Source organism: Amycolatopsis sp. NBRC 101858, assembly GCF_030269325.1.
GTDB classification, from domain to species: Bacteria; Actinomycetota; Actinomycetes; order Mycobacteriales; family Pseudonocardiaceae; genus Amycolatopsis; species Amycolatopsis ponsaeliensis.
In genome coordinates this window covers 1,024,439-1,045,019 of the sequence record NZ_BSTD01000003.1, presented here as the reverse complement: position 1 = coordinate 1,045,019, position 20,581 = coordinate 1,024,439, and the positions used below count along the sequence as shown (strand labels likewise).

Here is a 20,581-nt window from a genome sequence, read left to right as displayed (position 1 = left end):
TGCGGGGCTCTTTTACGTCTGCCTCAGCCCTGGGCGTCGAAGTCCCGCGCCGCCAAGGCCCGCACGATGCCCGCCCGGCCTTCCGAAACCAGCCGCCGCAGGGCCTGCGAGTGCTCGCCCTCCAGCCACGTGTCCGAAGCCGTCACCGTCTCCGGGGCCACCGCCCACGACGGGTACAGCCCGATCGCGATCGGCTGCGCGCGCTCGCTGGAGCGCCGCTGCCACACCTCGTCGATCACCTCGAAGTACTGCGCGACGTACGAACCCAGCAGCGCCTTCTGGCCCGGGTGGGAGAAGCCGGAGATGAGCGAGTCGCTGACCGCGTTCGGCAGCTCGTCGTCGTACACCGCGCGCTGCCACGCGTCCGCCTTGGCCTCCGCCGTCGGGCGCAACGCCCGCGCGCGCTCGGCCTGACGGCGGCCCGTCGCCGTGTTGTCGCGGGCCAGCTCGGCGTCGATCTCGGCCGTGTCCGCCTTGCCGTGGGCCACCAGCGCGTGCAGCAGGCGCCAGCGCAGGTCCGTGTCCACCGTGAGGCCCTCGAGCGGCGCCGACCCGTCCAGCCAGCCGGCCACCACGGCCAGCGTCGCGTCGTCCAGCACCGATCCGGCGAGGGAGTTGACGAACGCCAGCTGGTGGTCCGAGCCTGCTTCGGCGGCGTGGACCAGTTCCAGCAGCCGCGTCGTGAACGCCGGCCAGCCGGTCGAGGCCGCCCACTCCTGCTCCGCGTACGAGTTCAGCGCCGTCTGGGCCTGCAGCAGCAGCCGCTGGACGACGCCGACCTCGGTCTCGGTGTGGATGCCGCGCTGCACCAGCGTGACGAAGTCGCGGGCCTTCAGCTCGGCCTCGCGGGTCATCTCCCACGCCGCCGACCAGCACAGCGTCCGCGGCAGCGGCTCGGTGATGTCGGCGACCCGGTCGATCAGCGTCGTCAGCGACGCCGGGTCGAGCCGCATCGTGCAGTACGTCAGGTCGTCGTCGTTGACCAGCACGAGCTTGCCCGCGGGCCGCCCGACCAGGTCCGGCACCTCGGTGCGCTCGCCGTCGACGTCCAGTTCGACGCGCTGGGTCCGGACGATCTTGCCCGAGCCGTCCTCGTCGTAGATCCCGACGGCGACGCGGTGCGTGCGCAGCTCACCGGCGCCCGGCTTCGCGCCGGACTGCACGACGGCGAACGAGGTGAACGTCCCGTCCGCGCCGATCTCGTAGCGCGGGCTCAGCGAGTTCAGCCCGGTGGTCTCCAGCCACTGCGCGCTCCACCACGACAGGTCGCGCCCGGACGCCTCTTCCAGCGCGCCCAGCAGGTCGGCCAGCGTGGCGTTGCCCCAGGCGTGCTTGCCGAAGTACACCTTGAGGCCGTCGAGGAAGTGCTCCAGCCCGACGTAGGCGACGAGCTGCTTGAGCACGCTCGCACCCTTGGCGTAGGTGATGCCGTCGAAGTTCACCTCGACCGCGTGCAGGTCGACGATGTCGGCCGCGATCGGGTGCGTCGAGGGCAGCTGGTCCTGGCGGTAGGCCCACGACTTCTCGATGTTCGCGAAGCTGGTCCACGCGTTCTTGTACTCGGTCGCCTCGGCCTGGGCCAGCACGCTCGCGAAGGTGGCGAACGACTCGTTCAGCCACAGGTCGTCCCACCAGCGCATGGTGACCAGGTCGCCGAACCACATGTGCGCCATCTCGTGCAGCAGCGTCTCGGCGCGCCGCTCGTAGGCGTAGCGGGTGACGCGGCTGCGGAAGACGTAGTCCTCGAGGAAGGTCACCGCGCCGGCGTTCTCCATCGCGCCCGCGTTGAACTCGGGCACGAACAGCTGGTCGTACTTGGAGAACGGGTAGGGCGTGCCGAACTTCTCGTGGTAGAAGCCGAAGCCCTGCTTGGTCTCGGTGAAGAGCCGGTCGGCGTCCATGTGGTCGGCCAGCGACGCGCGGCAGTAGATGCCGAGCGGGATGGTCTTGTGCTCGTCGGTGTACTCGTCGTTCCACTCGGCGTACGGGCCGGCGATCAGCGCGACCAGGTAGGTCGAGAGCCGCTCGGACTCCTTGAACACCGTGCGGACGGCGCCCTCGGGCGTCTTCTCCGTCGACTCCGCCATCGTGTTCGAGACGACCTTCCAGTCGTCCGGGGCGATCACGGTGAGCCGGTAGACCGACTTGAGGTCGGGCTGGTCGAAGCAGGCGAACATCCGCTTCGCGTCCGCCGTCTCGAACTGGGTGTACAGGTAGACGCCGTCGTCGACCGGGTCGACGAACCGGTGCAGGCCCTCGCCGGTGTTCATGTACCGGCAGTCGGCGGTCACGGTGAGCTCGTTCGCCTCGGCCAGGCCGGCCAGCGCGATGCCCTTGTCCTCGACGTACGCGCTGACGTCGACGTCCGTGCCGTTCAGGGTGGCCGAGTGCACGCGGTCGGCGACGATGTCGACCCACGTCCGCTCGCCGGCCCGGGCGCTGGCGAACCGGACGGTCGTCTTCGACGCGAAGGTCTTCTCGCCGGGGCCGCCGTGGCCGTCGGTGAGATCCAGCTCGATGTCGTACGCGGTGACGTCGAGCAGGTCCGCGCGCAGCTTGGCTTGGTCGCGGGTCAGGTTGGGGGCGGGCACAGGCACCTCTGGTCGTTGGTATCGGTTTTCAACTCCTCGCATCCAATCATGGGGAAGGGGTGGCGGGCGATGGGGAACAAGCCCGGGTCCCGAGGTGTTGGCCCGCTGTGTGGGGGTGTGCCCGCCCCCGGACCGGACCTGACTTCGCACAGGAGAACCTGATGACCGCTGCCGAGCAGCCCACGAGGGTCGACTTCTACTTCGACCCGATCTGCCCGTTCGCGTGGATCACCTCGCGCTGGATCCTCGAGGTGGAGAAGCACCGCAACCTGGACCTGCACTTCCGGATCATGAGCCTGTCGGTGCTCAACGAGGGCCGCGACGAGCTGCCCGAGCAGTACAAGGAGCTGCTGGCGAAGGGCTGGGGCCCGGTGCGCGTGGCCGTCGCGCTGTCGCAGCTCAAGGGCGAAGAGGTGCTGCGCGACTACTACACCGAGTTCGGCACCCGCTACCACAACCAGGGCAACAAGGACCGCGACGCGGTCATCAAGGAAGCCCTGGCCGCGATCGGCGCGCCGGCCGAGCTGTACGACGCCGCGGACTCCACCGAGTACGACGAGGCGCTGAAGAAGAGCCACCACGAGGGCATGGACCCGGTCGGCATGGACGTCGGCACCCCGACGATCCACATCGACGGCGTCGCGTTCTTCGGCCCGGTGCTGAGCTCGATCCCGCGCGGCGAAGACGCGCTGAAGGTGTTCGACGGCGCCGTCGCGCTGTCGAGCTACCCGGACTTCTTCGAGCTCAAGCGCACCCGCTCGGGCGAGCTGAACTTCGACTGAGCCGCCTTCAAGGCGTCTTGAGGGCGGCCAAGGTGACGTCGCCGGGGTAGCGCGAAGCGGCCACGGCGGCGGCCTCGGTCGTCTCGCCGCGCCCGACCCCGGCCTTGAGCGCGATCAGCTCGTGCAGGCCGTGGCGGTGGTAGCGGACGAAGTCGGCGTCGACGGGCTCGCCGTGGCCGGGCACGATCACACGCGGTTCCAGCGCGAGGAGCGTGTCGAGGGTGTCCGGCCAGGCCGTCAGGTCCGACTCGGAGCTGAAGGAGAACGCGCTGAAGCCGTGTTCGGCGTTCTCGACGATGTCCCCGGCGAAGAGGACGCCCGCGTCCGGCACGTGCACGACGACGTCGTGGTCGGTGTGGGCGCGGCCGGGGTGCAGCAGCACCGCCGCCCGGCCGCCCAGGTCGAGCTCGGTCCGGTCGGTGAACAGGTGGTCGGGCACGACGAACGTGGTGCGCGCGATGGCGTCGGCGGTCTCCGCCTTGCCCTGTTCGCGGTAGTAGGCGATCCAGTTCGCGCGCGCGTCTTCCGCGTACTCGGTCAGCTCGGCGCGGCAGCCTTCGTGCGCCCAGACCGCGCACGGCGTGAACCGTTCGGTGCCCCAGGTGTGGTCGAAGTGCGCGTGCGTGAACACGACCGACCACGGCAGCGACGTCAGCTCCCGGACCGCCGCGGCCAGCTCGGCACCCTGCTCCAGGTCGCCGCGGGTGTCGACGACCAGGCAGCGCTCGGCGCCCACGACCAGCCCCACGGTCAGGTCCAGCTCCGCGTAGCGGCGCGCGTGCACGCCGTCGGCGACCTCGATCCAGCGCCCGCTCATGCCAGTACTCCTTCGCTCAGTATCGGGGCAGCATCGCTCACGTCGAGCCGCGCGGCCAGCGTGACGTCGCCGCCGTGCCCGGCCTCGGTCAGCTCGCGGCCGGACACGCAGCCCGCCAGCGCCGCGACGTCGACCGACCGGGCGGCGAGCGCGGCCTCGGGCGACAGGGACGAGCCATGCTCCGCCAGTGCCGCGGCGATCGCGCCGGCCCCCATCTGGTCTTCGGCGCACGGCCGCAGCGGGCCGAACGTCTCGCCCTGGCCGAAGATGTTCACGCCCCAGCGTTCCCCGGCGGCGATGAGCCCGATCGGGCCGCCCAGCGCGTGGGCCTTGGCGGCGACGGCGGAAGCGTTGCGCAGGCAGCCGGCTAGAACCCGCGCACCGGTCGCCGCGGCGGCGTCGCACAGCGTCGCGCCGTTGGGCGAGGGGAGCGCGAGCAGCGTTCCCGGCGGGATTTCCATCACAGAAGACGGCCTGAGGCTGAACGCGCCTTCACCCGCGATGACGGCGCCCGCCGCTCGCGCCTGTGCCACCCCGCGTTCGTCGCGCCGGCGGACCGGCAGCACGCGCCCGCCGCGGCCGACCACGAGATCGGTGGTGGTGCTGAAGGAAAGCACGTCGACGACGACCAGCACGGCGCATTCCCGGCCGAGGGCGGCCACGCCTTCGGCGCCCCAGTCGAGCCGGACGTCGTACCCCGTCTGCTCCCAGATGCCCACCCCCGGAGCATGCCCGAAACCGGCCGTGATGGCAGACTCCCAGCCGTGCGTGTCTACTTGGGATCCGACCATGCCGGCTTCGAGCTGAAGAACCACCTGGTGGCTCACCTGGAGAAGCAGGGCCACGAGGTCACCGACATCGGCCCGCAGGTCTACGACGCGGCCGACGACTACCCGGCGTTCTGCGTCGAGACGGCGCTGCGCGTGGTGGCCGACGAGGGCAGCCGCGGCATCGTCGTCGGCGGCTCCGGCAACGGTGAGCAGATCGCCGCGAACAAGGTCCCCGGTGCGCGGGCCGGCCTCGCGTGGAGCGTCGAGACGGCCAAGCTGTGCCGCGAGCACAACCACGCCCAGCTGATCGGCGTCGGGGCCCGGATGCACACCGCCGAGCAGGCCACGGAGATCGTCGAAGCCTTCCTGGCGACCGAGGTCTCGCCGGAGGAACGGCACGCGCGCCGCGTCCAGCAGCTGCTGGACTACGAGCGCACCGGCACCCCGCCGGCGCTGCCGGAGGCCTGATGCCCGAGGGGCACACGCTCCACCGGCTCGCGCGGCTGCACAAGCGCCGGTACGCCGGCGCCCCGGTCGCGGTGAGCAGCCCGCAGGGCCGGTTCGCCACCGAGGCGTCCCGTTTGGACGGTCAGGTGTTCGTCGGCGCGCAGGCGTACGGCAAGCACCTCTTCCACGACTACGGTCCACACGGGATCGTGCACATCCACCTCGGGCTCTACGGCACGTTCGGCGAGTCCCCGCTGCCCGCGCCCGAGCCGGTGGGCCAGGTCCGGTTGCGGCTGTCCGGGCGGACCCACTGGACGGACCTGCGCGGGCCGACCCGGTGCGAGCTGCTGGCCCCCGACCAGGTGGACGCGATCAAGGCGCGCCTCGGCCCCGACCCGCTGCGCCGCGACGCGAAACCCGACCAGGCCTGGGCGCGCATCTCGCGCTCGAAGACGTCGATCGCGGCGCTGCTGATGGACCAGGCGGTGCTGGCGGGCGTCGGCAACGTCTACCGCGCCGAGGTGCTGTTCCGCCACGGCGTCGCGCCGCTGACCCCGGGACGGTCGCTCGACCGGGCGTTGTGGGACGACCTGTGGGCCGACCTGGTGACCTTGATGCGCGACGGCGTCCGCGTCGGCCGGATCGACACGGTCCGCCCGGAGCACCTGCCGGAGGCGATGGGCCGCGCGGCGCGCGTCGACCGCCACGGCGGCGAGGTGTACGTCTACCGCCGCGCCGGGCAGCCGTGCCTGGTGTGCGGGACGCCGGTGGCGAACTCGGAGCTGGTGGGCCGCAACCTCTACTGGTGCCCCACCTGTCAGCCGGCCTGAAACCTCTTGGCGAAGGTCTTCGCGAACGTGTGGACGTCGCCGGGCCAGCGCGCTGAGACGTAGTTGCCGTCCTCGACGACGAAGGCCGGCCGCGCGTCGTCGAGCCGGTCGCGGGCCCGGCCGCTCGCCTGGACGCGGTCGGCCGTGTCGCGGAAGTCCTCCGGCCGCGCCAGGGCGCGCGTGACCTCCTGCTGCACCGACATGAACCCCTCGGGCTGCCCCGGCTCTTCGCGGTAGGTGCGGTAGTAGTCCGGGTCCCAGAACCGGGTCCGGCGCGCGAGCCGCCAGGCCGTGCGTTCCAGCTGCCAGTTCAGCGCGGTCGTCGTGCGGCCGTACAGCACTGAGCGACCGGTGCCCGGGTCGAGGCTGCGCGCGGCGAGCAGGACGCCGTGGCAGATCGCCGCGACCGGGAGGTCCCGGCGGAACGCGTCGACGACCACGCCCTGCAGCACGGGGCTTTCGAGGTACTCCCGCATGCCACGGGCGCGGTGCCCGCCGGGCAGCAGCAGGCCGTCGAAGGAGTCGAGTTCGATGTCGGCCCAGCGGATCGGGGCGCGCCACGCGGGATCTTCGAGCAGCGCCCGGTGGGCGGCACGCGCGGCTTCGTCGGCCCGCAGCACGCGGCCGAGCGCCGTGAGCTTCCGCAGGCCCGGCACGCGGCTCCACAGGTCGAGGCCTTCGCCGGTGACCATGATCTCGTCGCAGGTGGCCTGCGCGCCGTCCGGCGTCGCGAAGACGACCGTGTGCTCCCGGCTCAGCACCGCCCGGCTGACGGCCACTTCGGACGGGTCCGAGTCCCGGGCCGGGACGGGGATCAGCACGGTCGCCAAGGCATCCTCCTGAAGGTCGTCCAGGAGGATGCCAGCCGGCGATCAGAAGTCGAAGCCGCCCCCGTCGAAGCCCCCGCCATCGAAGCCGCCACCGTCGAAACCGCCGCCGCCCCAGTCGCCGCCACCCATGTCGCCGCCACCGTCGCCGCCGCCGAAGTCGCCTCCGCCGTCACCACCGTCGCCGCCCATGTCACCGGACTCGAGCGCGTCCTGCTGGCCCGCGTCGTAGCCCGACTCCCACGCCGAGGCGCTGGCGATGCCGCCCATGCCGGAGAACATCGCGCTGAACAGGAACATCGACCCGAGGCCCCAGGCGCCGGCGACGAGCGCGGGCTTCCACCACGGCTCGCTGTACCAGCCCTGCGGCACCGGCCGCCCGGCCACGCGGCCGCCGGGGTAGTAGTACGGCGTGTCCTGGCCCGCGTCGGGCGAGGCGGCGTAGTGCTGGCCCTCGACGTCGACGTCGCGGCGCTCGGTGACCTTGCCGGCGCGCTCGCGCTCGGCCTCCTCCGGCAGCTGCGGGCCGGGGTCCATGCCCATCGCGACGCGCGCGGCGCGGACGTAGTAGAGGCCTTCGACGGCGGTGTCCTTGACCAGGCGGGCCTGCTCGATCGTGCGGGCCTGCTCCATCTGGGAACCGGCCGCGTTGTAGCGCTCGGCGGCGTCCGCCATCGCCTGCATCGACGCGGTGTCGTTGCCGTTGAGGTTGAGGACCTGGCCGCCGAGCCGCTCGACGAGGCGCCGGGCGTCGGCCTTCGCGTCGTCGAGTTCCCGCTGCCGGGCCGCGGCACGCTGCCGTGACAAGTAGAGGCCGCCACCGACGATCAAGACGACGACTACGATCAGGAAGATCGCGGTGCCCATGGACCACTCCCAGAAGCTCGGTGCCCGGTGACCGGAAGTCACCTTTGATTCGGACAACGCGGACGTTACGCGGAGGGTTCCCGGGACGTGATCCGGCACACCGTGCGGGCTGGCCGAGTAAACTAGAACACGTTATAGTTCCGTGGTATGAAGTTCACCCTGTCGATCGCGATGAACCCCCTCGATCAGCTGGGCGAGCTCGCCCGGGCCGCCGAAGAGGCCGGTTTCGCCTCCATCGCCCTGCCGGACTCGCTCTTCTACGCCGAGACGGTGGACACGGACTACCCGTACACGCCCGACGGCAGCCGGTTCTGGACCGGGGAGACGCCCTGGGTCGACCCGCTGGTCGCGACCGCGTCGATGGGCGCGGTCACCAGCCGCATCGAGTTCTACACCTCCGTGCTGAAGCTCGGCTCGCGCAACCCGGTGCTGCTGGCGCGCCAGGTCGGCTCGGCGTCGGTGCTCACCGGCGGCCGGTTCGGCCTCGGGCTCGGCGTCGGCTGGCTGCCGCAGGAGTTCGAGTACTGCGGCGTCCCGTTCGAGCGGCGCGGCAAGCGCGTCGACGAGGCCATCGACGTCCTCCGGCTGATCCTCGACGGCGGCATGGTCGAGTACCACGGCGAGTTCTACGACTTCGACAAGATCCAGATGAGCCCGGCGCCGCCGAAGCGGGTGCCGTTCTACATCGGCGGCCACACCGAAGTCGCGCTGAAGCGCGCGGCCCGCGTCGCCGACGGCTGGTCGTCGGCGATGATGAAGCTCGACGAGCTGCGCGACACGATCGCCCGGCTGAAGGAGCTGCTGGCCGAGCGCGGCCGGGCCGACGACCCGTTCGAGTACCAGGCCGTCTGCATCGACAAGTTCGGGCTCGACGGCTACCGCGAGCAGGCCGAAGTGGGCGTCACCGACATCATCACCATGCCGTGGGTGTTCGACGGCGTCGGGTTCGACGCGCCGGTCGAGCCGAAGCTCGAAGCGATCCACAAGTTCGGGGCCGAAATCATCGCGAAGTTCGAGGAGTGACGACCGTGGGCGTGCAGGTCAGCTGGGACACGGCGGCGGAGCAGCCGCCGGCGCGGCGCGCGGCGCTCGCGTCGATGACCGCGGTGACGGCGGGGGAGAAGGAGGCGTGGCTGGATCTCTTCGCGCCGGACGCGGTGGTGGAAGACCCGGTCGGGCCGTCGTTCTTCGACGAGGAGGGCAAGGGCCACCACGGCCGCGAAGGGATCAGTGCGTTCTGGGACAAGACGATCGGCACTGTGGAGCGCTTCGAGTTCACGATCCGCGACTCGCACGCGGCGGGCGACGAGTGCGCGAACGTCGGGACGATCACGACGTACCTGCCGGGCGGCTACCGCGTCGACACCGACGGGGTGTTCGTCTACCGCGTCGGCGAGGACGGCCTGATCACGTCGATGCGGGCGTTCTGGGAGACCGAACGCGCGATGGCGACCGCCCGGCAGGTGACCGAGTAGGTCCCGGCCAGCGGAAACCCAATTTCATATCTGATACATGATCTCTTGACGTCCGGTTAGGTAGGACTCTTTACTAACTGGTGTAGACCTCCGATGTCTCCACCAGGGAGCAAGCATGTCCTTCCTCCGGCGCACGGCGGTCGCGGCCGCCGCGTTCGCGCTCGCGGCCAGCGGCACCGTCCTGAGCCAGACCCCGGCTGCCGCCCTGGAAAACGGGCTCTTGCGCACGCCGCCGATGGGGTTCAACAACTGGAACTCCACGCAGTGCAAAGCCGACTTCAGCGAGACGATGATCAGAGGTATCGCCGACCTCTTCGTCAGCAAGGGGCTCAAGGACGTCGGCTACCAGTACGTGAACATCGACGACTGCTGGGCGCTGCCGGACCGGGACTCGAAGGGCGACCTCGTCCCCGACCCGGCGCGCTTCCCGCACGGCATCAAGGCGCTGGCCGACTACGTGCACGCGAAGGGCCTGAAGTTCGGCATCTACACCAGTGCCGGCACGCACACGTGCAACAAGGCCGGCTTCCCCGGCGGCCTCGGCCACGAGCAGCAGGACGCGAACCTCTTCGCCTCCTGGGGCGTCGACTACCTGAAGTACGACAACTGCAACAACCAGGGCGTCGACGCGCAGCAGCGCTACAAGGCGATGCGGGACGCGCTGGCGAAGTCCGGCCGGCCCATCGCGTACTCGATCTGCGAGTGGGGCCAGAACAAGCCGTGGACCTGGGCCGCGCCGGTCGGCAACCTGTGGCGCACCACCGGCGACATCTCCGACAAGTGGTCGAGCATGATCGGCAAGGCGCAGGCCAACCGCGGCCTCGCGCAGTACGCCGGCCCGGGGCACTGGAACGACCCGGACATGCTGGAGGTCGGCAACGGCGGTATGACGGCGGCGGAGTACCGCACGCACTTCAGCCTCTGGGCGATGATGGCGGCGCCGCTGCTCATCGGCAGCGACCTGCGGAAGGTGTCGGACGACAGTTTCTCGATCCTGAAGAACACCGACGTCATCGCGCTCGACCAGGACCCGCTGGGCAAGCAGGCGACCGTGCTGAGCTCGGCCGGCGGGCTGGTCGTCTACAGCAAGGTCCTGGCCGACGGCGACCGCGCGGTGGCGCTGTCCAACGAAACTTCCGCGACGGCCACGATCAGCACTTCGGCCTCGGCGACCGGCATCGGCAGCGCGTCGTCGTACACGCTGAAGGACCTGTGGAGCAAGGCGATCCGGAGCACTTCGGGGACGATCAGCGCGTCGGTGCCCTCGCACGCGACGGTGCTGTACCGCGTGTCCCGGTCCGGTTCGCGCTACGAAGCCGAGTCGGCGACGCTGTCGGCGGGCGGCACGGTGGACGCGAACCACGCGGGCTTCTCGGGAACCGGCTTCGCGAACGGCGCCAACGCGGCCGGCAGCTACGTCGAGTGGCAGGTGGCCGGGCCGGCGTCGGCGCTGACGTTCGGCTACGCGAACGGCACGGCGGCGGCGCGCCCGGTGGACATCGCGGTCGACGGCACGGTGGTGGCCGCGGGCGTGCCGTTCCCGGCGACCGGCGCGTGGACGACGTGGAGCACGGTCACCCGGCCGGTCGCCTTGGCGGCGGGTCCGCACGCGGTGCGGGTCACGGCGACGACGGCCGACGGTCCGGCGAACCTGGACTATCTGGACGTTTCGCCCTAATCTCCTCGTATGGCGTACGAAGTGGCTGTTCCGTTGCTGCCGTGTGGGGACGTCGAGGAGATCGAGGAGTTCTACCGCATGCTCGGGTTCGAGCGGACGTACCACCAGCTCCGCCCGAACCCGTACGTGGCGCTGCGCCGCGAGGACCTGCACCTGCACTTCTTCGGGATGCCGGGTTTCGACCCGGCGGAGTCCTACGGGACTTGCCTGGTGCAGGTCCCCGACGTCAGCGCGCTGTTCGAAGCGTTCGCCGCGGGGATGCGCGCGGTGCGCGGAAAGCTGCTGGTGGCCGGGATTCCGCGGATGACCCGGCCCCGGCCGCGCAAGAACATGGGCGGCGTCACCGGGTTCAGCGTCGTGGACCCGGGTGGCAACTGGATCCGGATCGTCCCGCTGGTCGCCGAGTCCGCTCCGCCGGCTGTTTCGAAACTCGGGCGGGCTTTGGAGAACGCCGTCGTCCAGGGGGACTCGCGGGGTGACGTCGACCAGGCGGTGAAGATCCTCTCGGCGGCGCTCGACCGCGAGCGTGCTACTGCCTCGGCGGCCGATGTGGCCGCGGCCGAGGACTACCTGGCGGAGCTGCGCGAGTCGTAGGCCTGCCGGGCCGCGTCGACCTTGCCGAGGTTGGCCGACCATTCGGCGAGGGTCGCGAACATCGGGCCGAGGCTGCGGCCGAGGTCGCTGATCTCGTATTCGACCCGCGGCGGGACTTCGGCGTGGTAGGTCCTGGTGATCAGGCCGTCGCGCTCGAGCTGCCGCAGCCGCTGGGTGAGCACCTTCGGGGTGATGGAGGCGATGCGGCGTTCGAGTTCGACGAACCGCTGACGTCCGTATTCGTTGAGCGCCCACAGGATCGGCGTCGTCCAGCGGCTGAAGACGATGTCGACGACGGGGGCGATCGGACAGGCCAGCTCGGGTGTGGTCTCGGTCACTTTGGGTGCCTCCGTCCAATACTTTCCTCTAGGTACCTACTATACGTCCGAATGTAGCGTCGTCGGCATGATCGTTGTTACGGGAGCTACGGGAAACGTCGGACAGCCGTTGGTGGCGGCGTTGGAGTCGGCGGGTGAGGAAGTGCGGGCGGTGTCCCGCCGGGGGCCGTTCGCGGGTGACTTGTCGGACGCGGCGTCGGTGCGTCCGGCTTTCGAGGGAGCGTCGGCGGTGTTCTTGTTGCTGCCGCCGGGTTTCCGAGGGCCGTTGGAGCCGGTACTGGACGCGGCCGGCGGGGCGCGGGTGGTGTTGCTGTCGTCCCAAGGCGTCGGAACGGGCCGTCACCCGTCGTTCTTCGAGGATGCGGTGCGAGCGTCCGGTCTGCAGTGGACGATCCTGCGCCCGGGCGGCTTCGCGTCGAACGCGTTGCAGTGGGCGGAAAGCGTGCGCACTTCGCGGACACTGGCTGCGCCGTTCGGCGACGTGGCGTTGCCGCTGATCGACCCGGCGGACATCGCCGCGGTGGCAGCCGCGGCCCTGGTGGACTCCTCGCACGCGGGTCTCACCTACGAGCTGACGGGCCCGACTCTGATTTCCCCACGCGACCAGGCGGCGGCGATCGGGGAGGCAGTGGGCGAGCCGGTGCGGTTCGTTTCGCAGACGCGCTCGGAAGCGTTCTCGTCGTTCGTGTCGTTCATGCCACCCGAGGTGGCGGAGGCAACGCTGGACATCCTGGGCTCGCCGACGCCGGCGGAGCAGCGGGTGAGCCCGGACGTCTCGCGGGTACTGGGCCGCCCACCGCATCCCTTCGCCGACTGGGCGGCGCGGTTCGCGGGAGCGTTCAAGTGACTTTGTCCTATGTGGAGTCCGGAGCCGGAGCCCCGGTGGTGTTCTTGCACGGAAACCCGACGTCATCGTATTTGTGGCGCAACGTGATGCCTTCCGTTCCGGGCCGCCGTTTGGCCCCGGACCTGATCGGCATGGGTGCCTCGGAGCGCCCGCCCATCGAGTACTCCTTCGACGACCACGCACGCTACTTGGACGAATGGTTCGACCTTCTCGCCTTGGACAACGTGGTCTTGGTAGGCCACGACTGGGGAGGAGCGCTGGCGGCGGACTGGGCATCCCGGCACCCATCGCGAGTCCGGGGGTTGGCGTTCACGGAGGCGATCCTGAAGCCGATGACGTGGGAGGAGTTCCCGCCGGCGGGCGCGGAGGTGTTCCGCGCGATCAAGACTCCCGGCGTCGGCGAATCCGTGATCTCGATGTTCCTGGCGTCGCTCCCGCAGGAGTACGCGAAGATCTACCCGACCCCGGAGTCCCGGATTCCGTTGCTGCGCTGGGCTCGCTCGATGCCGCTGGGCGGCGAACCGGCGTCGGTGGTGTCGCGGATCGAGGCCTTCGACGGCTGGCTGGCGTCGTCTTCGGAGGTGCCGAAACTGCTGATCACATTCGACCCGGGCTTGGACACGATGCTGACCCAGCCGATGATCGACTGGATGTCCGCGACGTTCGCATCGCTGGAGGTGGCGCACCACCCGGTGGCGGCCGGCCATCACACGCCGGAGGAACAGCCTTCACTGATCGCGTCGACGCTGACTTCGTGGCTGGCTCAGTTGCCTGGGTAAAGCCGGACGATCCCCGGGGGAGCTGTGGACTCCCCCGGGGACGTGGTCACCAGTGCAGGCCGGGCAGCTCGGCGATCCGCACCAGGTCCGCCTCGGACAACGGCGGCGTGGGGCGCGACCGGTGGCCGGTACCCATCTCGGCGTCGGAGGTGAGGACGGTGATCATCGTGCCGTCCGCTGCCCTGGCGTTGAGCGTCACGACGGTCACGTTTCCCGGCTGCTGCACGGTGGTGGTCACCGCGCCCTTGCGCCCGCCGGCCAGGTCGACCGACGCGCAGCCCGGCTGGTTGCCGCACGTGACCGCGCCGTCGGCCGGTGCTTGGAGTTCCACCAGCGCCCAGCCCGTGCCCTTGGCGTCGGTGAGGTTGGCGTAGGCCTTGTAACCACCTTGGCTGACCCGGAACCGCCAGCCGCGGTCGGAGCCCGGTGCCGGCTCGGCGCTCAGGCCGGCGGGCAGGGCGGTGGCGATCACCGTGTCCAGTTCGGCCGCGCGCCGGTCGGACGGTTCCGCGGGCATCGGCGGACCGCTCAGCTCGACCTTGAGCTGCGGCGCGGTCGCGAGGGCGAGCAGCACGTCGTCACTGAGCACTCGTTTCGTCGAAACGTCGCCACCGGTCTCGTCCACCCGCACGAACGTGCCGTCCGCACGCCACACCTCGATGTAGACCAAGCTCGGGTCCGGCGAGTTGACGCGCGCGATCGAGCCGTCGGGGAGTGTCCGGACCGAGCACTCGGCGCCCGGGTGGCTCACGCACTCGCCGGGCGCCTGGCCACCGCGCGGCCGGAGGTAGACGGTGACCCGCTGGCCGCCGGTGAGCGGGATGGTGCCGCCCCAGCTGTCCCGGATCACGCACAGCTGCACCTGGCTCGCCTCGACCCCGGCGGGCAGGGCGACCTTCCGGAACGCCTCGGTCAGCCGGCCGGACTCGCTCAGCTCCGCCGGGCTCGCGGTGCCGCGGGGCAGGTCGATGAAGCCGTTCGCGGAAGCGGGCACCACGCACCCCGGGTGCGCCGGCGCGGCGGTGGCCGACGCCGAGCCGGCGGGCTGCGCGGGCGCGCTGCCCGCCAGCCCGGTCAGCGCCGTGGTCGCCGCGACGACCGTGACGATCCCGGCGGCCGTCCCCGCCAGCGCGGCCACCCGCCGCCGGGTCCGCCGCCTGCGCCCGTCCGCGACGACCCGGTCGAACTCCAGTCCGAGAGCCGGCTCGCCGGCCAGCGCCACCCCCATCATGTCCCGCACCTCGTCACTCACGAGCCCTCCCGCAACACAGTCCGCCGCGCGGCCAGCGCTCGCCGCAACGCTCCCAAGCCCTTGGACACCTGGCTCTTCACCGTTCCTTCGCTGCACCCCAGCGCCGCCGCCGTCTCCGCAACGGGCAGGTCGTCCCAGTACCGCAGCACGACCGCGGCCCGCTGCCGCGGCGGCAGCGTCGCGAGCGCGTGCCGGACGTCCATGGCCTCCTCGAGACCCGTCACCGCCTCACCGACCTCGGGCAGGACGTCGACGACCGTCTCCGGCCGCCGTTTCCGCCACCGCGATTCGTCGATGAGGGTCCGCACGAGCGCCTTGCGCACGTAGGCGTCAACCTGCCCGTTCCGGTCCAGCCGCCCCCAGTGCTGGTAGACCTTGGCCAGCGCGGTCTGCGCCAGGTCCTCGGCCGTGTGCCAGTCACCGCAGAGCAGGAAAGCGGTCCGCCTCACAACGGCCGCCCGCGCCTCGAAGTACGCCCGGAACTCCCGGTCCTGATCATGCACCCGACACCCCTCTCAGTACGTCACCCCTCTATACGACGTCCGACCGGAGGGCGTTGCCCGTAACTTTGGGTGACGGCCGAGTCGTCCGGACAACGCGGTGTCGATCGCGGCGCGGCTGCGACGACAAGTTCGTTGCGCATGCAGGAGGAGTGGCAGTTCGCCGGTACAGGTCTGGGTGTTTGCGCAGCCCACCGGCCGGCTACTGGCCCAGGGTGCAGATCACGACGAAGGGGAGGCCGGCCGAGGCGCACAGGCGTCACGACCGATGCGGGCGCACGTCCCGACCGAAGCCGTCGCCGGAATCGCCAACCAGGCAGGGACGACGAGCCACGGCAGACCACCCAACCGCCACCAGAGGCACCGTGGGGGTCCGGGGGCTCGGCCCCCGGGAGAGGAGAAGGAGGGTGAGAGGCGAACGCGAAGCGAAGCCTCGTACCCGGGTCGGGATGATTGAGGCCCTTTCAAGTCCATCCACCAGAGTTCAACGCCTGCTGAATATTGCTGCCGACTGGTCTGACCATGCCCGGCCCGTTAACAGCCCACCCGACCGCGCGCCGCGAACGGCGCGTCAACTCCAGGCCTCGGAGGTGGACGAGCTGGTGGCAGGGTTCCACGGTGGCGCCAGCGTGGCCGGGCTGGCACGGCAGCTCGGCATCCACCGTGGGACCGTCAGCAAGCATCTTCGCGCCCGAGGCATCGACCCAAGCTCCAAGGGGCTGAGCTTGGACGACGTGCCGGCTGCGCTTGAGCTGTACTGGAAGGGCTGGACTTACGAACAGATCGGGGAGAAGCTAGGGGTGGGGCAGACGACAGTCAGAGATCGGCTGCACGAAGCAGGAGTCCCGAAGGTCGATCGATACGGGCGCAGTGGCCGCAACATGTCACGTGGCCGCTAGAAGCGCTCGGGCCGCCAACCTTCCAAGTACTTCCGAGCAACAGTAAGAACTTCAGCTGCTGGCTCAGAGTCGCCCGCGACTGTCTGCGCCGACTCGATGGCTTCGCGTATAGCATCCTCGCTGCCGTAGATCCGCTCCAGCGCTTCCCAGCCAAGCCGAGGCTCTCGGGTAACTGCTCTGCTATCAATCGCCTGGATTCGTGCCTCGCCGTACGCCTGTAGCAACACCGCCAGGTTGATCGTCGGATCGTCGAGGAGGACCGAGATAGCCCCTTGTTCCCGGTCGGGGCGCTCCCGCATCCAGAGCATGAGTCTCAATAGTCCAGGGTCCTTACGGAGGTCCGCGGCAACAGCTTGCTGCACTTGTCCGCTCAAAACTTCTTCAAAGATTTTGCTGCCGTCTTCGGAGGCGAGCTTGTGGCCGACACCCTCGCGGTGCCCTACCATGTGAATAAGATCAAGTTTCGACGACAGTATTTCGACGTGAGGAAGTATTCCCTTAACCGCCTCTTCAACTTCCGCTGATCGTTCAATTTCGCGGAAGAGTCGCAGTACCACTCGGGTCACCGTCAGGCGACTATCCCCCATGGAGAACATGCCCCGTTCACGCTTGGGCAGCGTGGGCAGGACATTGAGAAGCACGGCACTTGCTGGGACTACGGCCTCAACTGGATAGTCGCCCTCGAAGGTCTCCAATGCGCTGATGACATCTTCGCGCCGAGCGGGATCTAGTTCAGCAAAGATCGCTGCCAATTGACCGGCATCGGCTAGCACGGCGAACGCGCGTTCGGCATCGTTGAATGCGAGCAGATCGTCGCCAACCAGTCGCTCCAGATACAGCCCCAGTATGTGCGGGTGGGCCAGGCGTCGGCCCTTCAGCCACTGCTTTTGGAAGTCGGGCCCGTAATGCATTCCTTGAGGCAGGTGTTGGCTACCGGCCGAAAGTACGCGGCGAATAAGGTTCTCGGCGATCTTCTCGTGCCCTGGCGAGCTTGAGAGAACCTCGTTGATCGCTGCTTTGTGCGCTTCATTAGGGCGGCTGCCGACGTAAAGGCTCGCTGTGGTTGTCAGGGCAACCCTATTTGACACAACGGATCGGAACAAGTCCGGCGCAAATACGCGCACTGCCTCGATGGCTAGGATGTCAACAACTTCTATCGCGTCCTCCAGGCTTCGGAGCGTTCCTCGAACGGATGCTGCAAAGCGGCGTACGTCACGCATGTTCTGAACCAGTGGGTGGACTATTTCCATTAGGACGTCTGGCCATCGGCTCTGATCAAATCGCACATCGTTGCTCACGTCGCCGATTGCAGCATCGAGCGCCGTGGTCAGCTGGGAGATGAGCAGGTTATCCGATACGGCGGGAATATCGACCGAGGCCTGGACGATCTTCTCAAGGTAGTTTCGGCCGGTGAGGCCATCGCCTGTCAACGCCTGCTCAACCCTGTCGCGGTCGAAAGCGAGAAGGTAGATAGCGTTCGGGAAGCTGGCAGTTAAGCGTACGAGCTTGAAGATATCGCGGACCTCGCTGGAGTCGAGGCGATCGATGTCGTCTATGACAACCACAAACGGTTGCTCAAGTTCGGCAAGCTTGCTTGACAGTTCAGCACGTCGCTGTGTCACACTCTGCTTGCGTCGATCCTCGAATTTCTTGAGGGCTTTCGCTCCGCTCCCGAACCTGGTAATCCAAGTTCCTACAAATGGCACCGCTCCGAGTGGGCTAAGAAGTTCGCCATAGGCATCAAGCTCGGATGCAATCTTGCCCAACTTGCCGGGTTTTTCGCCGAGTTGTGCTGCAAGCTCGGCAAAGAACGAGTCTACAAGCTGCTCCGTGCCAGAAAACATCCATGGGTTAAAGTCCAGGACCGTGATTGGTGGATCATCGCCTAGGTTGCGCCGAATCATGTTGATGAGCGACGTTTTCCCTGACCCCCACGGCCCCATTACGGCAAAGACGCTGCCCTCGCTGGCATCGAGGTGGCGCAACTCGACGGCGAGGTGTCGCGCCAAAGACGCCCGCCCGAGTGTGTCTTCGGCGGGCTCCTTAATCGGGTTATCGCCAGTGGTCGCCATAGTGACATTTCAGCACATCGTCGGCTTTGGTGCCACCTGAGCATCTCTTGCTGGGTCAGGAGCTGTGTGGTGTCTATGCGAATCGCGACGGCAAGGCGACCAAAGCACAGGTGTATAACTTCGACGCTTCTGATGTAACGCTCCATCTTGTGTGGGCCAATCCGCAATTTCCATAGGAGGTGAAATCCTCGCTGCTTCGGGCAGCGGCGCCGCCGCGAGCGCATCTCGGCCTTAACTTGAGCGTTCAATTACTTGAAATCTCAAGAGCAACCTTGCCCCGGCTCACCCTTGTTGCGGACGTCGCGGCGAGGACGGCTTTGGTCACCACTGGATCGGCTAGTCGTCGCAGAAGTTAGGGATCGATTCGCTGCTGCAAGAGTCGCACCACAACCTTCTCGCAGAAGTAAATGTACAGCTTATGGCCATCTCTAATTCGATCCGGTGTTTCCCGCATCAGTTCTTCAAACCTGGGCCGGGACTTCTCGACCAGCTCTCTTTTAGAGGAGTCGGCCTGCTCGAGTTTAGCCATGAATTCAAGGGTGTCTTTGTAGCGTCGCATGACTTGGTCAATTGAGCTCGTATTGCCGTGTCCGAACATTGCCTGGAGGAGGAAGCCAACAATAAGTGAGGTGAGCAATATCTCGCTAAGAATGCCAGACCGCTTGATCTCGTAGCACGTTCGCTTGAAGATGTCATAGTCGGTGGGATCGATCTGCATCTGCCTGAGGGTCTCATTTTTATTGACCGGCTCGCGATACCTGGGTTGTATAATTGGCTCCCAAAGCCAGCCTGTTATTTGGTCTCGTTTAGTGGTCTCCAATGCGTCAAAGCACTCGAAGAGGTAGTCAAGCGTGTTTAACTGTATGCTTTTGATGTACTCGAGGTGTGCGGGATGCATGATGCTAAGAAAGGCGAGCTCCTCTGTTAAGCCATACTTACTTAGCAACAGAAGCTTGCCGTTTGAATTCTCCTTCAGGTCGGGCAATTCCCATCGCTTTATCCTGAAAGCTGGCTTTCGGTTGGCTTTGTATTTTTCGAGGTACTCCTTGGTTGGATTGGAGAAAAAATTTGAAGCTATAAGCAGAAGGCAATCCGGGCTCTCAGCTTCGGCCCAGGCGATTGCGCCGCTGATTTTCGCGGGAGGGACGCCTTGCTTGTAGTGTTTACACTCAACAAACCATCGCTCGACAAGTACGGCCCCGTCAATCTCGGTTCTTACGTACTCGCATTCGATGTCTCGCCCTTGATCTGACGGGCTCGATGTGAGTCCTGTACCCTTGCGCCATTGGACATTTACGAACCCCATTGCTTTGAGTAGATCAAAGCAATACTCTTCAAACTGCGTTTCGGTTAGATGGTCGGTGGTGAATTTTTCCATGCTTGAACCTGTCGTCAATTACTTCAGTTTATTGCAAGCTTCGCTATCTTCGTCACGCTTAACCCCTGAAGAACCTCACCGGCGCCAGCTGCCCGCAATTGCTCCGCGCTGCTCTTGCCCGTCGCCACCGCAATCACCCGCACCCCCGCGGTCAGGGCGGCTTTCACGTCATTGGGCGTGTCGCCAACGAGCACGATGTCGCGGAGTTCGAACCGCGCGCCAGTCTGGGTTTCAGCCCGCTCCCGCGCGATCCGCACCAGCTCGGGCCGGTCGGCATGGTCGTCACCGAAGGCGCTCGACTCGAAGTCCAGGTACTGGTTGAGCCCGAACACCTCCAGCTTGATGCGCGCCACCTCCCGCAGGTTGCCGGTCAAGATGCCCTGATGAATGGCGGGATTAGTAGCCAAGTGCTCAAGCACCTCACGGGCGCCCGGCAGTGCCCGGCCGGTAGTGGCCAGCTCGTCCCGGGCGTCGTCGTAGCCCTGCACAAGGGCATCGGCCAGCTTCTTCACGGCTTCGTCGGTCGGCTCCAGGCCGTTGACGCGCAGAGACTCAGCCATGATGTCGAGTTCGGTGCGCCCGGAAATTTGCGCCAGCTTAGCCAGAGGCCGGCCGGTGGCAGCTGGAAACGCCCGGTCGTAGATGGCCCGGCCGACGCCTCGCGTCTCGATCAGGGTGTGGTCGACATCCCACAGCACCAAGGTGCGCGGCGGCGTGTTCGGCGCGGTCATGAACGCGAGTGTGCCATCCGTGACGGATCGGGGACGGCGCGATACCATTTGCGCTGGTCACGGCCCGACGGGAGGGTTCGACAACGACGATGAACGATCATCTGGCG

The 20,581-nt window shown here is 67.9% G+C and carries 21 protein-coding genes; 10 read left to right on the top strand and 11 right to left on the bottom strand.

Annotated features, from left to right (window positions below):
• Positions 1–23 precede the first annotated feature (23 nt).
• Complete coding sequence (pepN, locus tag QSK39_RS28065) at positions 24–2,591, bottom strand: aminopeptidase N (RefSeq protein WP_285480927.1); 2,568 nt, start codon at positions 2,589–2,591, stop codon at positions 24–26.
• A 161-nt stretch (positions 2,592–2,752) separates the two neighbouring features.
• Here pepN and QSK39_RS28060 point away from each other — a divergent pair, with 161 nt between their 5' ends.
• Positions 2,753–3,373 (top strand): mycothiol-dependent nitroreductase Rv2466c family protein, encoded by a 621-nt coding sequence (locus tag QSK39_RS28060; protein ID WP_284742165.1) that lies wholly within the window; start codon positions 2,753–2,755, stop codon positions 3,371–3,373.
• Between the two features lie 7 nt (positions 3,374–3,380).
• Here QSK39_RS28060 and QSK39_RS28055 read toward each other — a convergent pair whose 3' ends face one another.
• Entirely contained in the window at positions 3,381–4,190 is an 810-nt protein-coding gene (locus QSK39_RS28055; protein ID WP_285480798.1) for an MBL fold metallo-hydrolase, read from the bottom strand.
• Positions 4,187–4,909, bottom strand: a complete 723-nt coding sequence (locus QSK39_RS28050; RefSeq protein WP_502873312.1) for a 2-phosphosulfolactate phosphatase — start codon at positions 4,907–4,909, stop codon at positions 4,187–4,189. Before QSK39_RS28050 ends, QSK39_RS28055 begins: the two co-directional genes overlap by 4 nt.
• Positions 4,910–4,954: 45 nt before the next feature.
• On the opposite strand from QSK39_RS28050, the gene QSK39_RS28045 reads away from it, so the two are divergent.
• Positions 4,955–5,428, top strand: a complete 474-nt coding sequence (locus tag QSK39_RS28045; RefSeq protein WP_285480797.1) for a ribose-5-phosphate isomerase — start codon at positions 4,955–4,957, stop codon at positions 5,426–5,428.
• Positions 5,428–6,237: an Fpg/Nei family DNA glycosylase gene (locus tag QSK39_RS28040; RefSeq protein WP_285480796.1), complete on the top strand. Its 810-nt coding sequence runs from the start codon at positions 5,428–5,430 to the stop codon at positions 6,235–6,237. Before QSK39_RS28045 ends, QSK39_RS28040 begins: the two co-directional genes overlap by 1 nt.
• On the opposite strand, the gene QSK39_RS28035 is transcribed toward QSK39_RS28040, so the two are convergent.
• Together QSK39_RS28035 and QSK39_RS28030 are read right to left on the bottom strand one after the other, a co-directional pair.
• Positions 6,225–7,058 (bottom strand): DJ-1/PfpI family protein, encoded by an 834-nt coding sequence (locus QSK39_RS28035; RefSeq protein ID WP_285480925.1) that lies wholly within the window; start codon positions 7,056–7,058, stop codon positions 6,225–6,227. The genes QSK39_RS28040 and QSK39_RS28035 overlap by 13 nt on opposite strands.
• A 51-nt stretch (positions 7,059–7,109) precedes the next feature.
• Positions 7,110–7,931, bottom strand: a complete 822-nt coding sequence (locus QSK39_RS28030) for a hypothetical protein (protein ID WP_285480795.1) — start codon at positions 7,929–7,931, stop codon at positions 7,110–7,112.
• Positions 7,932–8,078: 147 nt separating this feature from the next.
• Here QSK39_RS28030 and QSK39_RS28025 point away from each other — a divergent pair, with 147 nt between their 5' ends.
• The 4 genes from QSK39_RS28025 (at position 8,079) to QSK39_RS28010 (ending at position 11,678) form a co-directional block, all read left to right on the top strand.
• Entirely contained in the window at positions 8,079–8,954 is an 876-nt protein-coding gene (locus QSK39_RS28025; RefSeq protein ID WP_285480794.1) for a TIGR03619 family F420-dependent LLM class oxidoreductase, read from the top strand.
• Between the two features lie 5 nt (positions 8,955–8,959).
• Positions 8,960–9,406 carry a nuclear transport factor 2 family protein gene (locus QSK39_RS28020; RefSeq protein WP_285480793.1) on the top strand — a complete coding sequence of 149 codons (447 nt, stop codon included), beginning with the start codon at positions 8,960–8,962 and terminating at the stop codon, positions 9,404–9,406.
• Positions 9,407–9,521: 115 nt separating this feature from the next.
• Positions 9,522–11,084: a carbohydrate-binding protein gene (locus QSK39_RS28015; protein WP_285480792.1), complete on the top strand. Its 1,563-nt coding sequence runs from the start codon at positions 9,522–9,524 to the stop codon at positions 11,082–11,084.
• Positions 11,085–11,093: 9 nt separating this feature from the next.
• Entirely contained in the window at positions 11,094–11,678 is a 585-nt protein-coding gene (locus QSK39_RS28010) for a bleomycin resistance protein (RefSeq protein WP_285480791.1), read from the top strand.
• Here QSK39_RS28010 and QSK39_RS28005 read toward each other — a convergent pair.
• A complete protein-coding gene (locus tag QSK39_RS28005) occupies positions 11,651–12,016 on the bottom strand; it encodes a winged helix-turn-helix transcriptional regulator (RefSeq protein ID WP_285480790.1) in 366 nt (121 codons plus the stop codon). The two genes, QSK39_RS28010 and QSK39_RS28005, sit on opposite strands and share 28 nt — an antisense overlap.
• A gap of 67 nt (positions 12,017–12,083) precedes the next feature.
• Between QSK39_RS28005 and QSK39_RS28000 the strand changes: the two genes are divergently transcribed.
• Both QSK39_RS28000 and QSK39_RS27995 read left to right on the top strand, forming a co-directional pair.
• Positions 12,084–12,863 (top strand): SDR family oxidoreductase, encoded by a 780-nt coding sequence (locus QSK39_RS28000; RefSeq protein WP_285480789.1) that lies wholly within the window; start codon positions 12,084–12,086, stop codon positions 12,861–12,863.
• The gene (locus QSK39_RS27995; RefSeq protein WP_285480788.1) at positions 12,860–13,642 is read left to right on the top strand and encodes a haloalkane dehalogenase; all 783 of its coding nucleotides are present in this window, start codon (positions 12,860–12,862) and stop codon (positions 13,640–13,642) included. The genes QSK39_RS28000 and QSK39_RS27995 overlap by 4 nt, the downstream gene beginning before the upstream one ends.
• Before the next feature lie 46 nt (positions 13,643–13,688).
• On the opposite strand, the gene QSK39_RS27990 is transcribed toward QSK39_RS27995, so the two are convergent.
• Positions 13,689–14,894 (bottom strand): hypothetical protein, encoded by a 1,206-nt coding sequence (locus QSK39_RS27990; RefSeq protein WP_285480787.1) that lies wholly within the window; start codon positions 14,892–14,894, stop codon positions 13,689–13,691.
• Positions 14,891–15,397, bottom strand: a complete 507-nt coding sequence (locus QSK39_RS27985; RefSeq protein ID WP_285480786.1) for a SigE family RNA polymerase sigma factor — start codon at positions 15,395–15,397, stop codon at positions 14,891–14,893. The genes QSK39_RS27990 and QSK39_RS27985 overlap by 4 nt, the downstream gene beginning before the upstream one ends.
• A 587-nt stretch (positions 15,398–15,984) precedes the next feature.
• On the opposite strand from QSK39_RS27985, the gene QSK39_RS27980 reads away from it, so the two are divergent.
• Positions 15,985–16,293, top strand: coding sequence for a sigma factor-like helix-turn-helix DNA-binding protein (locus tag QSK39_RS27980; protein WP_285480785.1), 309 nt, complete (start codon positions 15,985–15,987; stop codon positions 16,291–16,293).
• Here QSK39_RS27980 and QSK39_RS27975 read toward each other — a convergent pair.
• The 3 genes from QSK39_RS27975 to QSK39_RS27965 all read right to left on the bottom strand — a co-directional run bounded on the left by QSK39_RS27975 (position 16,290) and on the right by QSK39_RS27965 (position 20,474).
• Entirely contained in the window at positions 16,290–18,365 is a 2,076-nt protein-coding gene (locus tag QSK39_RS27975; RefSeq protein WP_285480784.1) for a KAP family P-loop NTPase fold protein, read from the bottom strand. The two genes, QSK39_RS27980 and QSK39_RS27975, sit on opposite strands and share 4 nt — an antisense overlap.
• Before the next feature lie 352 nt (positions 18,366–18,717).
• Complete coding sequence (locus QSK39_RS27970; protein WP_285480783.1) at positions 18,718–19,743, bottom strand: restriction endonuclease; 1,026 nt, start codon at positions 19,741–19,743, stop codon at positions 18,718–18,720.
• A 23-nt stretch (positions 19,744–19,766) separates the two neighbouring features.
• Positions 19,767–20,474: an HAD family hydrolase gene (locus QSK39_RS27965; protein ID WP_285480782.1), complete on the bottom strand. Its 708-nt coding sequence runs from the start codon at positions 20,472–20,474 to the stop codon at positions 19,767–19,769.
• Between the last annotated feature and the right edge of the window lie 107 nt (positions 20,475–20,581).